This is a genomic window from Streptomyces asoensis (assembly GCF_013085465.1).
Lineage (GTDB): Bacteria > Actinomycetota > Actinomycetes > Streptomycetales > Streptomycetaceae > Streptomyces > Streptomyces cacaoi_A.
In genome coordinates, this window is record NZ_CP049838.1 from 1208729 (window position 1) to 1223032 (window position 14304).

Below are 14304 nucleotides of genomic sequence, written 5' to 3' on the forward strand. Positions count from 1 at the left end.
CTGTCGATGGGGCGGCCCAGCCTCTCAGCGATCACCCGGGCCCGCGCTCCAGCGCAAGGAGCACAGCGGAGCCTCGGCCATCGCGCGGTGCCGGGCCGGGGGCGGCGGCTCCGTCAGGCTGCGGGCGGCGGTGTCGCTGCCAGGGGGTCGCGCAGGGCGATGCGGGCCGTGACGCGTTTGCCGACCGGCTGCTGCTCGATGGTGAGGCCCTCGGTGACGGCCTTGACGATCTCCAAGCCGTGCTGGCCGATCCGGCCGGGATCGCTTGCCCGGGGTGCGGGAACAGTCGGATCGCTGTCCCACACGACGACGTCCACGGCGTGGGCGGTGATGCGCAGCTCCATCAGGACGGGGCCGGGAGCGTACTTACGGGCGTTGGTGACCAGCTCGCTGACCACCAACTGGGTGAGGTCCTTGGCCCTTGCGGATAAGGGCAGGTGGTGCTCGACGACGGCCCGGTCGAGGAAGGCGGCGGCGTGGTGGCGGGCGTCGGCGATACAGCCCACGTCTCCGCCCAGGGCGTGACCGGCACGCATCAGGTGTTCGTCCGGCGCCGTACAGCCGTCACCGTCGGCGTGGGATCCCACTGGCATCGCCCTCATTCCCCGTACGCGTGCCGGTGCCCCCGATCCCGTCGTACATGTCAGAGGCATGTTTTTCGGCACAGCCGCCCGAGTGTATGTGGCCGGGGCACTGGGGCAGAATCGTCCGTGCACGCCCTGAATCGGGGCAAGCACAAGCGCAGTCGAGGAGACGGTGACCCACATCGAGCAAGCGGACCGGCCGGACCGGTTCTCCGTCGTACACCGCATGGTCGGTGGCGTGCGTGTCGTGACCGTGGAGGGCGAGATCGACCACGACGTCAGGGAGTTGCTCAGCGCAGCCCTGTTGTCCGGGGACGGCGCGGCGCCGCCGTCGCGGGTCGTGGTGGACCTCAGCGGCGTGACCTTCATGGACTCCAGCGGCATCAACGTCTTCGTCACCGCCCACCAGGCCGTCAGTGCCACCGAGGGGTGGCTGCGTATCGCCGCCGCGCGGAAGCCCGTCCTGCACGTCCTCCAGCTGGTCGGCATCGACGCCCTCATCACCTGTCACCCCACCGTCGAGCAGGCCCTGGAGCCCTGACCGCTCTACCCGGGCCGGGGTCCGGGGCATTCTCCTGGCGTGCATGCCGCCGCACGGCTGCCTCGAGCTCGTGCCCCACCGGTTCCGCCCAGGGGCTGCCCCAGCGCGACGCATTTGCGGACATACCGGCCTTCTGCACCTGTGGCCACGTCTCCACGACGGCATCGGCCCCAAAGCGCCAGGTGCGCGTGCAGGTTCAGGTGACCGCGCGTGCCGTCCGTGGGGGGGGCAGTCCAACGGGCCGTGCGGTGCCGATCTGCCGCAACAGCCCTGCGCGGAACGGCCGTTGCGGCTCACCCCAAGGGCAGGGAGGCCGTACGGCGTCCACAGGGTCAACGTGTTGCCGTCGGCGCCCTACGAGCCGATGCTCCCACTGCCGCCACACCCGGCCACAAGCGCCTCCGCGGCACGGGCGGCTATGCTCGATACCGCGAGGCGCCTGGTTCTCGATTCCACGAGGTTCCTCCGATTTCACTGGGCACGGTCCTGGCAGACCGTGCCGGCGGCCGATGACACGGCCGTCTGTATCGGTGGTGCTTCGCCGTCTCCGGGGTCAGAGTCGGGGCGGCGAAGCGACCGATGCCGGTGCCCCGCGTGGGGGGCGATCTGGTCACTGACGAAGCCGATGGTGCTCGACCGCTTCAACCGCAGGCCACGCCACGGGCCGGTCCGTCGGGTGCGTACCCCAGTTGAGACGATGCTCGCCACATGCGTGAGGCACGCCCGGCGTCGTCACGCCAGTGGATCGAGGAAGGTCAGCACGGAGGCGTCCTCTTCGATCAGCGGGACCAGGAGGGCGTTGAAAGGGCCGCCGTAGGGGGCCTTCAGGTGCGCCTGGAAGGCGTCCTCGTCCCGGTACACCTCGAAGATCCAGAAAGCGCGCGGGTCGGCTTCCTTGGTGTAGACGTCGAAGGCGATGTTGCCTTCCTCCTCGCGCACCTTCAGGGCGTAGTCGCCGATCAGACGGGCGACCTCGTCCTGCGCTCCCTCGCGGGCGGTGAACTCGGCGAGCAGGGTCTTCTTCACGGTCTCGTGTCCTTGTCGGTTGTGGGCGTCGGTTGTGGGCGTCGGTTGTGGGTGTCAGTTACGGGGTGTCGGTCGTGGGTGTCACTTGTGGGCGGAGTCGAGGTGCCAGACCACGGCCTCGTCCAGCTTCACCGAGCCGTTCTCGGCGAAGACCTGCACTCCCTGGCCGGCGGGGTCGGGGAAGATCTGGTCGGTGATGACGGCTTCGCCGCTGCCGCCGAAGACCTCGACGGACGACCAGTCGACGAGGATCCGCAGCTTCACCTTGCCGTTCTTGGCCTTCAGCGGTGCGGTCTGGACGCCGGGGAAGGTGCTGTTGAAGTCGACGGCGCCGGAGTGGGTGCGGTCGACGTACAGCTCCTGTGTCGTGGTGTCGTAGCCGATGACGGTCTCCTCGCCATCGGCTCCCGCGCGTACCTTCAGGCCGAACCGGTCGGCGTCCTCGAGAGAGAACGTCGCCTCGATGTCGAGCGCCTTGCCCTGGGCCGCGGGGCCGATCAGGGGCTTGGAGGCGTTCTTGACGGTGACGCCGGCCGCGGACGCCGGGGACTTCTGCCGCAGGGACGTCACGCTGTTCACGGGCTCGCTGGTCAGCCGGATGCTGCCGTCGACCGTACGCAGGGCCATCTCCCGGGGGATGCTCTGCGCGCCGCGCCAGGGTGACGTGGGGATGGCCCCGCTGTAGTCCCAGTTGTTCATCCAGCCGATCATGTAACGCTTGCCGCCCGGCGTGTTCTCCCAGGACACCGCCGCGTAGTAGTCCTTGCCGTAGTCGGCCCAGTCGGCGCGCTGCACGACGGACTTCGCGGCCGTGTCGGCGGCGGTGAACCGGTCGGCGAGGAGGTGGCCCCAGCCGGCGGTGTTCATGTCGACGATCTGGATCTGCGCCTGTTTGCCGGCGTAGGGGCGCATGTCGAAGGAGGCCCAGTCCAGGGTCTCGCTGTTGGAGCCGGTGGCGCTGCGGACGACCTTGCCGTCGACGATCAGGTTGACGGCCGTCTCCTGGGAGACAGGCCGGGCCTGGGTGTCCGAGAGCATGATGTGGTCGACGTTGAGGTGGCCCCAGCCGCCGCTGTTGTCGTCGACGATCTTGATCTGGGCCTTCTTGCCGGCGAGGTCCTTGACGTCCCAGGAGGCCCAGTTGAGTGCCTCGCCGTCCTGTCCTGTGGTGCTGCGGACCACCTGGCCGTCGACGAGGAGTTCGACGGCGGTCGGGTTGTCGGAGCCGACGGGGTGGTTGCCGCCGCCGACCAGGAAGTCGACGTAGTCCTTGTCGATGGTGAACTCGGGCGAGGTCAGGGTGCCGGTGGTGGAGTCGCCGTTCAGGTAGCTGTTGACCAGGCCACTGCCCAGGAAGCCGGAGACCTCCTGCTGGTCGGGGAGGGTGCCGGCGGCCGGTGTGGTGCCGAAGGCGTCCCCGGTGGTCGTCCAGTCGCCGTAGGTGCCGCCCTCGAAGTCGGCGAGGACCGTGCCCGCGGGCGGCGGGCCCTGCTCCATGACGGTTCCGTCGACGTGCGGGTGCCGACCGCCGCCGACCTTGAAGTTCAGGTACTTGCTGTCGACGGTGAAGGAGGGCGAGGTCAGGGTGCCGGTGGTGGCGTCACCCGAGTGGAAGCTGTTGGCGAGGCCCTTGCCGTCGAACCCGTCGACCGTGCCCTGGCCGTCCACCGCCCCGGCTGCCGGCGCCTGGCCGAACGCGGTGCCCGTGGTCGTCCACGAGCCGAAGTCGGCGCCCTCGAAGTCCTGCACGACCGTGCCGGTGGGCGGGGTGTAGGTGCCCTTGTCGTCGGCGGTGAACTTCTTGCCGTCGAAGTCGCCGACGAAGTACTGGGCGGCCGAGCCGCCCGCGATGCCGCCGGGGTTGATGTTGACGACCAGGACCCACTTGATCTTCTCCTTGTCCCCGTCGACCGCGAGGGGGAACAGGTCGGGGCACTCCCACACGCCGCCCGTCGCGCCGGACGGCCCGAACTCGCTCTGCAGCTCCCAGTCCTTGAGGTTCTTGGACGAGTAGAACCGCACCTTGTGCTCGGCGGACATCGACACCGTCATCAGCCAGCTCTTCGTCGGCGCGTACCACTGGACCTTGGGGTCGCGGAAGTCCTTGGAGCCGATGTCGATGACGGGATTGCCCTGGTACTTGGTCCAGGTGCGGCCGCGGTCGGTGCTGTAGGCGAGCGACTGGGCCTGCTTGCCGCCGTTCTTGTAGGCGCTGGTGTAGATCGCCACCATGGCCGGGTTCTTCGTCGTACCGAACCCGGTGGTGTTGTCCCGGTCGACGACCGCGCTGCCGGAGAACACCATCTCCTCGTCGTCGTGCGACAGGGCGAGCGGCAACTCCTCCCAGTGCACGAGGTCCTTGCTCACCGCGTGGCCCCAGGACATGTCGCCCCAGGAGTTGCCGTTGGGGTTGTACTGGTAGAAGAGGTGGTATTCGCCCTGGTAGTACACGAGGCCGTTGGGGTCGTTCATCCAGTTCTTCTCCGGCGTGAAGTGGAACTGGGGCCGGTAGGTCTCGGAGTACGGCGGGGTGTCGGCGGCTACGGCCTGGGGGGCGAGCGGGGCTGCGGACAGGGCGCAGACGGTCGCCACCGCCGCTGTCATCCGCACGCGGGCATGCCGGGATACACGTCTTGAGCTCATGGTGTCTCCTGTGCCGTGGCAGTCCACCGGGCCGAGCCTGCGGCTCTGGCGTGGACCGCCCGAAAGTGACGCCCTGGTGGACATCGGCGTCGTCGTCCACGCCGCCGACCCAGGGGTGTCATCGTCGACTTGTGTCATCGATGACATCGGGTGCCCGATGATGAGCGGAATCCGGCCGAGGCGTCAACGGTCCGGGCGGGATTGCCCCCACGCGACCCGCCCGCCCGTCAGGCGCCGCCGGCGGTCGTCAGCTGCTCCAACTGGTTCCGCCACGGCGGATTGGGACCGGCGACCGAGCAGGTCAGGGCCGCGACCCGAGTGCCGAACCGGCAGGCTGCCGCGACCTCGTCGAGACCGAGACCGGCCAGCCGGCCACCGAGGAGTCCGCGGGCGCCGAGATGGTGCAGCAGGCCGGCGGTGAACGAGTCCCCCGCGCCGACGGTGTCGACGACGCGCGTGGCCACCGCGGGCACCCGCAGCCGTTCGCCGTCGAGCGAGGCCAGGGCGCCGTCGGCGCCGAGCGTGATCACGACGAGCCGTACGCCCGCGGCATGCCAGGTGTCGCACGCCTGCTCCGGCGGAGTGCCCGGCAGGAGGAGTTCCAGGTCGTCCTCGCTCAGGCGCAGGATGTCGGCGAGACCGCACCACTGCGCCAGCCGGGCGCGGTAGACCTCGGGGCGCACCAGCAGCGGCCGGACGTTGGGGTCGATGCTGATGGTGGCCTTCGGAGCCGCCGCAGCCAGGAACTCCTCCACCACCGGCCCGCCGGGCTCCCGGACCAGCGCCAGCGACCCGGTGTGCACGCAGGCCGTTTCGGACAGATCCACCCTTGCCAGTTCCTCCGGAGTCCACTGCCAGTCGGCCGTGTTCTGCGCGTGGAACGAGAACGCGGCCTGCCCGGTGGCATCCAGCTCCGCCACGGCGAGCGTGCTGGGCTCGGCGGCCGCCACGGCGTACGACAGGTCCACGCCGGACGCCTCCAGGTGGGCCCGGAACAGGCGGCCGAACACATCGCCGGACAGCCGCGCCAGGAAGCGGGCCGAGGTGCCCAGTCTGGCCAGGGACACCGCCGTATTCGCAGGTCCGCCGCCCGGCAGCACCCGCAGGGCGAGTTCGTTCGAGGCGTTTGCCGATTCGGTGAAGGCGTCCGCGACGCACTCTCCCAGAACGGTGATCTGACGCGGGCTCATGGGCTGCTCTCCCTCGGAAAGGCTCGGAAAGACCGGGCAAGGGGGCCGCGCGGCAACAGGGGCACTGACCGGCTGCGCGGCGACGGCGGCTACGGACGTTGCCGATTCGTGACGGGTAGAAGGCATTGACGTTGCCGGGATGCGGAGTCCATCATCCTCGCCAGGCGGTGTCAACGATGACATAAGTCAACGATGACACTCCCGAGCGGCATGCTCTGATCCCAACCCCGTGCCGCCCGCTATCCCACAGGAGTCGATCATGTCTCGCACCACTCGCCTGCCCTCCTCCCTCCTCAGAGTCGCCGCGGTCACGGGCGTCGCGGCGCTCACCCTGACGGCCTGCGGGTCCGGCTCCGGTTCGGACTCCTCGAGCTCCGGCTCGGGCGAGGTCAAGGTCGGTCTGATCACCAAGACCGACACCAACCCGTTCTTCGTGAAGATGAAGGAGGGCGCGGAGAAGGCCGCCAAGGAGAACGGAGCCCAACTGTCCACCGCGGCCGGCAAGTTCGACGGGGACAACGCCGGACAGGTCACCGCCATCGAGAACATGGTGGCCGCGGGGGTGAAGGGCATCCTGATCACCCCGAGCGACTCCAAGGCGATCGTGCCCGCGATCCAGAAGGCCCGTGCCAAGGGTGTCCTGGTCATCGCACTGGACACCCCGACCGAGCCGCAAAGCGCGGTCGACGCCCTCTTCGCCACCGACAACCTCAAGGCCGGCCAGCTGATCGGCGAGTACGCCAAGGCCGCCATGAAGGGCAAGACGGCGAAGATAGCCGCCCTCGACCTGGCGCCGGGCGTCTCCGTCGGCGTCCAGCGGCACGACGGCTTCCTGAAGGGCTTCGGCGCCACCGACAAGGACGTCGTGTGCGCCCAGGACACCGGCGGTGACCAGGCCAAGGGCCAGACCGCGATGGAGAACTGCCTCCAGAAGTCGCCCGACATCAACGTCGTCTACACCATCAACGAGCCGGCGGCCCTGGGCGCGTACACCGCGCTGAAGGCCAAGGGCCGGGAGAAGGACGTCCTGATCGTCTCCGTCGACGGCGGCTGCACCGGCACCCAGGCGGTCAAGGACGGCAAGATCGCCGCGACTTCGCAGCAGTACCCGCTGAAGATGGCCGCCGAGGGCGTCAAGGCCGTCGTGACGTACGCCAAGGACGGCAAGAAGGCGTCCGGTTACACCGACACCGGCGTCACCCTGATCACCGACAAGGCGCAGGACGGCGTCACGTCGAAGGACACCGGCTACGGCCTGGAGAACTGCTGGGGCTAAGCCCCCCCCACAGGACCGTACGACACCGCCACTCCCCTCAGCGGGGCGGTCGTCCCGCCTCCCCGACCAGGGATGGCCGCCCCCCTTGTCCCGGCGGCGGGGGCTTGCGCCCTCGCCCTCCGCCAAGGACATCTGTCTTCCGACAAGGATTTCGCATGACAGCGACGACAACGCCGTACGCCGAGCTCAAAGCACCGACCACGGCCCGCAGGCTGCTCACGGCGCCGACCACGGGCCCGTTGGTCGCCCTCCTCCTGGCCTGCGCCTTCTTCTCCCTCTCGACCGACCAGTTCCTCACCGGCGGGAACTTCTCGCTGATCGTGCAGCAGGTGATGGTCGTCGGCACCCTCGCCATCGGACAGACCCTGATCATCCTCACGGCGGGCATCGACCTGTCGTGCGGGGCCGTGATGGCGTTCGGCAGCATCGTGATCGCCAAGATGGCGGCCGAGGGCTCCGTCCCACCGCTGGTCGCGATCGCGCTGGGCCTGGTCGTCTGCGGCGGCTTCGGGCTGCTCAACGGGCTGTTGGTGCAGAAGATCCCGCTGCCGCCGTTCATCGTGACCCTCGGCATGCTCAACGTGGCGTTCGCGCTGACCCACATCTACTCCGAGGAGCAGACGGTCACCAGCCTGCCCGGCTCACTGACCGCCCTCGGGGAGACCTTCCCCCTCGGCCACACCGACATCACCTACGGTTCCCTGGTCACCATCGCCCTGTTCCTGCTCCTCGCCTACGCGCTGAGCAGCACCGGCTGGGGCCGGCACGTCTACGCCCTGGGCAACAGCGCCGAGGCCGCCCGGCTGAACGGTATCCGCACCTCCCGCCTGACCATCGGCATCTACACCGTGGCCGGCCTGCTGTACGGCATCGCCGCCGTGCTGCTCATCTCCCGCACCGGAGTCGGCGACCCGCAGGCCGGGCAGACCGACAACCTCGACAGCATCACCGCCGTGGTCCTCGGCGGCACCAGCCTCTTCGGCGGACGCGGCTCGGTCCTGGGCACCTTCATCGGCGTCCTCATCGTCGGTGTGTTCCGCAACGGCCTCCAGCTGATGGGCGTCGCGTCCATCTACCAGACCCTGATCACCGGCGTTCTGGTGATCCTCGCGGTCACCGTCGACCAGATCTCCCGGAGGAAGGCACGATGACCGCCACCCCCGCCCTCACGCCCGTTCTCCAGGCCCGGGGCCTGGTCAAGCGGTACGGACAGGTCACCGCCATCGACGGCGCCGACTTCGACCTGCTGCCCGGCGAGGTCCTCGCCGTCATCGGCGACAACGGCGCCGGCAAGACCAGCCTGATCAAGGCGCTGACCGGCGCGGTGGTCCCCGACGCGGGCGAGATACGCCTCAACGGCGAGCCCATCACCTTCTCCGGGCCGCAAAGCGCACGCGCCCACGGCATCGAGACGGTGTATCAGGACCTCGCCGTGGCGGCCTCCATGGACATCGCCTCGAACATGTTCCTCGGCCGCGAGCTGCGCCGCCCCGGTGTCCTCGGCAGTGTCTTCCGCATGCTGGACAAGAAGCGCATGCGTCAGGAGGCCGCCGAGCACATGGCCGACCTGAAGATCGGCCTGCGCTCGCTGACCCAGTCGGTGGAGACGCTCTCCGGCGGACAGCGGCAGGCCGTCGCGGTCGCCCGTTCCGTCGCCTGGGCGCGCAGCGTCGTCGTCATGGACGAGCCCACCGCCGCCCTCGGCGTCAAGGAGTCCGGCCAGGTCCTGGATCTCATCCGCCGAGTCCGCGACAAGGGCATGCCGGTCGTCCTGATCAGTCACAACATGCCCCACGTCTTCGAGATCGCCGACCGGATCCACGTCCACCGGCTGGGCCGGCGGGCCGCCCTGATCAAGCCCTCCGACTACTCCATGGCCGAGGTCGTCGCCATCATGACCGGCGCGCTCAGCATCGACGAGGACGGAGATACTGTCGTAGCGGATTCGGAGGCCGCGAAGGCCGCCGGAGTCCAGGCCACCTGACAGCACAACCCAGCTCTCGCATCTTCCGGCCGAGGCCGCGGCCGGAACAGAGAGCCCTCAGGAGACGGTTTCCTCCATGGCAGCGAACCGCCGCCCTACCCTGGCCGACGTCGCCCGCGAAGTCGGCGTCAGCGCCAAGACGGTGTCCCGAGTCCTCAACGAGGACGGACCCGCCTCCGCCCAGACCAGGGAACAGGTACTGGCCGCAGTGGCCAAGCTCGGCTTCCAGCCGAACCTCATGGCCCGCAACATCCGCGTCGGCGGCCCGGACACCACCATCGGCCTGGTCATCCCCGACCTCGCCAACCCCTTCTTCGGAGCCGTGGCCCGCGCCATCGAGGACACCGTCCGCGATCGCGGCCTGACCCTGCTCATGGGCTCCTCCGCGGACGACCCCGACCGCGAACGAGCCCTGACGGACAAGTTCCTCGCCCGCCGCGTCAGCATCCTGATCGTCGTTCCGTCCGTCGGCGCCGACCACTCCCACCTCAAGTCCCACCGTACGGCGGGACTGCCCGTGATCTTCCTCGACCGACCCGGTGTCGGCCTCGCCACGGACAGCATCGTCAGCTCCAACCGAGCCGGAGCCCACGACGGCGTCGCCCACCTCATCGCCCACGGACACCGGCGCATCGGCTTCGTCGGCGACCTGCCCCCGCAGCTGTACACCCGCCGTGAACGTCTGGCCGGTTACCGCTCGGCGCTGCGGGAAGCCGACATCCCCTACGATCGCCCGCTCGTCACCAACGCCCACGACCAGCAGGGCGCCGAGGCCGCGACCGCCCAACTCCTCGGCCTGGCCGATCCGCCCACTGCCCTGTTCGCCGGCAACAACATCATGGCTCTGGGCATAGTCGCCGAACTGGCCCGCAGCAAGCGCAAGGACGTCGCGGTCGTCGCCTTCGACGAGGTGGCGCTCGCCGAGGCACTCGAGCCGGCGCTGACCGTCGTCGCCCAGGACGCGGAAGAACTCGGCAGAACGGCGGCGACCACCGCGCTGACCCGACTCGACGGCGACCGCACCCGCGCCCGCACCATCATCGTCCCCACCCGGCTGATCGTCCGAGGCTCGGGCGAGCTTCCCGTCCCTGCGCTTCAGGAGGCGTGACCCTCGAGTCGGCACCGAGGCGCGGCACCGGGAACGCCGAGATCGGGCCGGCGGAAGCAGGGGTTCTTCGCCGTTGCGCCCAACGGAGTTTTCGGCCCGCTCGGCTGCGGAGATCGAACAGATCCTCGCCCGGCACAGCCGGAACTGCCGGACTCGGCAAGTCTCTTGCTATTGCAAGTAATATGCAACAGGCTTGACGGGTCCTTACTGCCTGCCTGTGACGTGGAGCCTTGTCATGCCCCGCCTGATGCCGGACACCGGACCGCAGCGCGTCCTCGCGACCTCGAACTTCGTCTATACCGTCGGCAGCGGCCTGTATCTGACCGCTGGGGTGCTCTACTTCACGGAGGCGGTTCACCTTCCGGCAAGCCGGGTGGGGCTCGGACTCGGCATCGCCGGCCTCGTCGCTCTGGCGCTGGGTGTCGCGGTCGGTCATCTGGCGGACAGATACGGAGCACGCGGCGTCTACGCCGCCACCCTTGTGGTCCAGGCACTGGCCACGGCCGGCTTCGTGCTGGCGGACAGCTTCTGGCCGTTCGTTCTCGCGGTCACCGTGGCTGCCGGAGCCAAGGCGGCCGGAACAGCCGCGCGCAGTCCACTCATCAGGCACTACGGAGGCGACCGGCCGCAGGAGTTCCGCGCCTACCTCCGCGCGGTGACCAACGTCGGCATCTCCCTCGGTGCCGTGGGAGCCGGGTTGGTGGTTCAGGTGGGCACGCTCACCGCCTATCAGCTCATGGTCATCGGCAACGCGATCGCCTTCGTGGTCTCCGCGGCGCTCCTCATCTCCCTGCCGCCGGTCACGCCCCTCGCCGCGACCGGCGGCCCTCGCTGGACAGCTCTCAGAGACCGCCCCTACCTGCTGCTCACCGCACTCGACGGGATCATGGCCATCCAGTTCAAGGTGCTCACCGTGGCCATCCCGCTCTGGCTGGTCGGTGCCACCACCGCCCCGCACTGGCTCATCTCGGGCACCATGCTCACCGGCACCGTCATCGTCGTCGCGTTCCAGGTGCGAGCCAGCCGCAACGTCGATTCCCCCACAGCCGGCGGAAACGCCTACCGCCGAGCAGGCGTGGCCTTTCTCGTCTCCTGTTCACTGATCTCCCTGTCCGCCGGCATCCCCGCATGGGCCGCCGCGGCGCTGCTCCTCACCGCAGTGGTGATCCACACCGTCGGCGAACTGTGGCACTCCGCCGCAGGCTTCGAGGTTTCCTTCGCTCTCGCCCCACCGCACGCCACCGGCCAGTACCTCGGCGTATTCGGGCTGGGCGCCGGACTGGCCGAGGCCCTCGGACCCGCGTTGCTCATTTCGCTGTGCATCACCTGGGGCCGCCCCGGGTGGTACGTCGTGGGAGCCCTGTTCGCACTGACGGGTCTGGCAGCACCACTCGCCGTCCGCTGGGCACAACGACACCACCGTGCCGGGCAGCCGCAGACCGACTCCATGGAACAGGCACAAGCCGCCTGAGCAGCCTGCCGGAGCAGTCCGACAGCCTCACCCGCCGGCCCGCGGGTCCAGATCGAATCGCCCTCGGGAGCCACCTCACGACGGCCCGGCCGGCACCAGGACCCCAATACCCGCCAGGCACGGAAAGGACGGTGCTCTCACAGCCGGGCGCTGACCCGCCCTTCGAGAAGCTCCGGCAAGCCATCCGACCAGCGCGCCGACCGCGTACCAGAACAGGTCCGGTGCATTGAAGGTGGAACCGAGGATCAACCGAGCAGCGGTGCTGTGATCCGAACCGGTCAAGGTGATGCGGTCTACGGCTTGTTGCTCGCAGTGTCGGCGTTTCGGCCATTTCCGGCCCGGAGCCGATCCAAGCCAGACCAGGGATCCCGCGCCCACGAGGTTCCCTCACCCAGGAAACAGGGGGCTCCCCGGCACGGCCGAATGACGTGTGTTCGATATCGCAGCCGGGTCGTTAGACCTCACGACTCCGCCACAGCGACCGTCCCAGGGGGAACGATGACCTCGGCCATCACGCAGGATCAGCCGCCGCAACCACCGAAGGGCACCTCGCAGGGCGACGAACCGCAGGAGGCCGGTGTTCGAGAGGAGGAATACCTCTACCGCGACGAGTCGCGGCTCCAGGCCGGCTCCCTACTGACGTCCCGCACCATGGCACGGCGCCTGCCCTCGCTCGTTCGGCGCTCGGTGCAGATGGCCTGGCGGGTGGACCGCAGCGCGACCATCGGACTGCTGGTGTGCCAGATCGGTACGGGCGTCCTCGCGGCTCTTGGCCTCCTGGCCGTCACGGGCACGATCACCGCGCTGATCTCCTCGGGCGGCATCACCGAGCGGCTGTGGGACGCCGCTCCGCAGCTGGCCGTCATCGCAGCCGCCACCGGCCTGCGCGCGCTGCTGGGCATCACGGTCGTCTGGCTGACCGGACGTCTGCGACCCGTTCTCGGCCGGGCCGCGGAGCTGACGATGGTCGAGGCCGCGCTCGGCGCAGAACTGGCCGCGAACAACAAGCCCGGCTACAACGACGCCTACGACATCGCCGACCGCGGCGCCCAGGTCACCCCCGACCTCGTGGAAGAGGCGCAGGACGTCATCGCGGCGACCGCAACGCTCACGGCCGGCGCAGCCGTCCTGACCGTTCTGCACCCGTTGCTCCTTCCCCTCCTCTTCCTCGCGTGCCTGCCGCAGGCCGCCGCCTATGTACGCTCCGCCCGGGTGATCTACCTCGCCGGGCTGGAGACCTCCGGGCGGCGCAGGATGCTGGGCAAACTGCGCTGGCACATGGCGTACATGGAGTCCAGCGAGGAGATGCGAGCCTGCCTGGCCGGCCCCTTCCTGATCGGCCGGTACCGAAAACTGGCCGCCTCGGTCAGCGCCGCTGAGCGCGAGGCCGCGAACACGGGCGCGTGGATGGGGCTGGCCGGTGCTGTTGCCGGCGGGGTCGCCTCGATCGCTGTGTGGGCGGCGCTGCTGTGGCTCCTCGCCTCCGGCCGCATGAGCCTGGCAGCCGGAGGCGGTGCCGTCTTCGCCCTCCAGACGGCCACCGGCTCCGTGCGCGGCATCATCAACGGCGGGGCCCGCCTGGTGCGCACCGGCTGGTACGTGCAGGACTGGCAGAACTTCCTCGACAACGCCCACGGCCAGGCCATGACCGACTCCCGCGGCACCGCTCCCCTGCCCGCCGCCCCGGTGCGCTTCGAGGTCCGCGACGTGACCTACCGCTACGACGGCGCCCCGAAGGACAGCCTGAGCGACGTCTCCCTCCACATGCGGCGCGGCGAGATCGTGGCGCTGGTCGGGGAGAACGGCTCCGGCAAGACGACCCTCTCGCGCCTGCTGTGCGGGCTGCTGCTGCCCACCGAAGGCGAGGTGGCCTGGGACCACGCCTGCACGGCGGACCTGGACCCGTGGGGGGCGTGGGAGCACGTCGCTTTGGTCCCGCAGAAGTTCACGTACCTGCCGCTGACGATGCGCGACAACATCACCTTCGGGCAGGGCGACACCAGCGACGCAGCCCTGCTCGCCGCGTGCGAGGCGTCCGGCGCCGCGGAGATGCTGCCGGGCCTCCGCTCCGGCATCAACACCCTCCTGACCAGCGAGTGGTTCGGCGGGCAGCAGCTCTCCGGAGGCCAGTGGCAGCGTCTGGTCCTCACCCGCGCCTTCCACCGGCAGGCGGCACTGCTGGTGATGGATGAACCCACGGCAGCCCTCGACGCACGCGCGGAGCACCGGATCTTCGCCGGCCTGCGCGAACTGGCCAAGGACCGCGCCATTTTGCTGATCACGCACCGGCTCACCAATGTGGCCGTAGCCGACCGGATCGTGGTCCTGGACAAGGGACGGATCGTCCAGGAGGGCACCTACGCCCAGCTCACCCGGGAGCCGGGGCTCTTCCAGTCCCTGTGGGAGCTGCAACGCCGGATGAGCGGCAACGCCGCCTGATCACCACTCCCCGGTCCGCACCGTACACACACGCCCGCCCGC

Annotated in this window: 11 protein-coding genes and 1 pseudogene; 7 read left to right on the forward strand and 5 right to left on the reverse strand. The window is 69.6% G+C overall.

The features are described 5' to 3' along the window. Positions 1-113: 113 nt before the first annotated feature. On the reverse strand, positions 114-593 hold the full coding sequence (locus G9272_RS05560; protein ID WP_437184254.1) for an ATP-binding protein: 480 nt from the start codon (positions 591-593) through the stop codon (positions 114-116). 163 nt (positions 594-756) lie between these two features. Between G9272_RS05560 and G9272_RS05565 the strand changes: the two genes are divergently transcribed. Continuing rightward, positions 757-1125 (forward strand): STAS domain-containing protein, encoded by a 369-nt coding sequence (locus G9272_RS05565; RefSeq protein ID WP_171395487.1) that lies wholly within the window; start codon positions 757-759, stop codon positions 1123-1125. A gap of 732 nt (positions 1126-1857) precedes the next feature. Here G9272_RS05565 and G9272_RS05570 read toward each other — a convergent pair. From G9272_RS05570 to G9272_RS05580, 3 genes are all read right to left on the reverse strand, one after another. Then, entirely contained in the window at positions 1858-2151 is a 294-nt protein-coding gene (locus tag G9272_RS05570) for a putative quinol monooxygenase (RefSeq protein WP_171395488.1), read from the reverse strand. An 81-nt stretch (positions 2152-2232) separates the two neighbouring features. Beyond that, positions 2233-4794, reverse strand: coding sequence for a glycoside hydrolase family 32 protein (locus G9272_RS05575; RefSeq protein ID WP_171395489.1), 2562 nt, complete (start codon positions 4792-4794; stop codon positions 2233-2235). 227 nt (positions 4795-5021) lie between these two features. Next, positions 5022-5984, reverse strand: a complete 963-nt coding sequence (locus G9272_RS05580) for a carbohydrate kinase family protein (protein ID WP_171395490.1) — start codon at positions 5982-5984, stop codon at positions 5022-5024. A 259-nt stretch (positions 5985-6243) separates the two neighbouring features. On the opposite strand from G9272_RS05580, the gene G9272_RS05585 reads away from it, so the two are divergent. The 5 genes from G9272_RS05585 (at position 6244) to G9272_RS05605 (ending at position 11823) form a co-directional block, all read left to right on the forward strand. Next, on the forward strand, positions 6244-7260 hold the full coding sequence (locus G9272_RS05585; protein ID WP_171395491.1) for a sugar ABC transporter substrate-binding protein: 1017 nt from the start codon (positions 6244-6246) through the stop codon (positions 7258-7260). Positions 7261-7415: 155 nt separating this feature from the next. Continuing rightward, positions 7416-8411: an ABC transporter permease gene (locus tag G9272_RS05590; protein WP_171395492.1), complete on the forward strand. Its 996-nt coding sequence runs from the start codon at positions 7416-7418 to the stop codon at positions 8409-8411. Next, positions 8408-9244, forward strand: a complete 837-nt coding sequence (locus tag G9272_RS05595) for an ATP-binding cassette domain-containing protein (protein ID WP_171395493.1) — start codon at positions 8408-8410, stop codon at positions 9242-9244. The genes G9272_RS05590 and G9272_RS05595 overlap by 4 nt, the downstream gene beginning before the upstream one ends. 76 nt (positions 9245-9320) lie before the next feature. Beyond that, positions 9321-10352, forward strand: coding sequence for a LacI family DNA-binding transcriptional regulator (locus tag G9272_RS05600; protein WP_171395494.1), 1032 nt, complete (start codon positions 9321-9323; stop codon positions 10350-10352). 235 nt (positions 10353-10587) lie between these two features. Continuing rightward, positions 10588-11823 carry an MFS transporter gene (locus G9272_RS05605; RefSeq protein WP_171395495.1) on the forward strand — a complete coding sequence of 412 codons (1236 nt, stop codon included), beginning with the start codon at positions 10588-10590 and terminating at the stop codon, positions 11821-11823. Positions 11824-11898: 75 nt separating this feature from the next. On the opposite strand, the pseudogene G9272_RS45120 reads toward G9272_RS05605, so the two are convergent. Further along, positions 11899-12087: pseudogene (locus G9272_RS45120) on the reverse strand (hypothetical protein); the annotation flags it as partial. A gap of 234 nt (positions 12088-12321) precedes the next feature. Between G9272_RS45120 and G9272_RS05610 the strand changes: the two are divergent. Next, positions 12322-14262 (forward strand): ATP-binding cassette domain-containing protein, encoded by a 1941-nt coding sequence (locus G9272_RS05610; RefSeq protein WP_171395496.1) that lies wholly within the window; start codon positions 12322-12324, stop codon positions 14260-14262. Positions 14263-14304: the final 42 nt, after the last annotated feature.

Bases quoted from the DNA above. Each gene is read 5' to 3' on its own strand.
- G9272_RS05560 (WP_437184254.1), bottom strand. From the start codon at position 593: ATGCCAGTGGGATCCCACGCCGACGGTGACGGCTGTACGGCGCCGGAC.
- G9272_RS05575 (WP_171395489.1), bottom strand. From the start codon at position 4,794: ATGAGCTCAAGACGTGTATCCCGGCATGCCCGCGTGCGGATGACAGCG.
- G9272_RS05580 (WP_171395490.1), bottom strand. From the start codon at position 5,984: ATGAGCCCGCGTCAGATCACCGTTCTGGGAGAGTGCGTCGCGGACGCC.
- G9272_RS05585 (WP_171395491.1), top strand. From the start codon at position 6,244: ATGTCTCGCACCACTCGCCTGCCCTCCTCCCTCCTCAGAGTCGCCGCG.
- G9272_RS05590 (WP_171395492.1), top strand. From the start codon at position 7,416: ATGACAGCGACGACAACGCCGTACGCCGAGCTCAAAGCACCGACCACG.
- G9272_RS05595 (WP_171395493.1), top strand. From the start codon at position 8,408: ATGACCGCCACCCCCGCCCTCACGCCCGTTCTCCAGGCCCGGGGCCTG.
- G9272_RS05600 (WP_171395494.1), top strand. From the start codon at position 9,321: ATGGCAGCGAACCGCCGCCCTACCCTGGCCGACGTCGCCCGCGAAGTC.
- G9272_RS05605 (WP_171395495.1), top strand. From the start codon at position 10,588: ATGCCCCGCCTGATGCCGGACACCGGACCGCAGCGCGTCCTCGCGACC.
- G9272_RS05610 (WP_171395496.1), top strand. From the start codon at position 12,322: ATGACCTCGGCCATCACGCAGGATCAGCCGCCGCAACCACCGAAGGGC.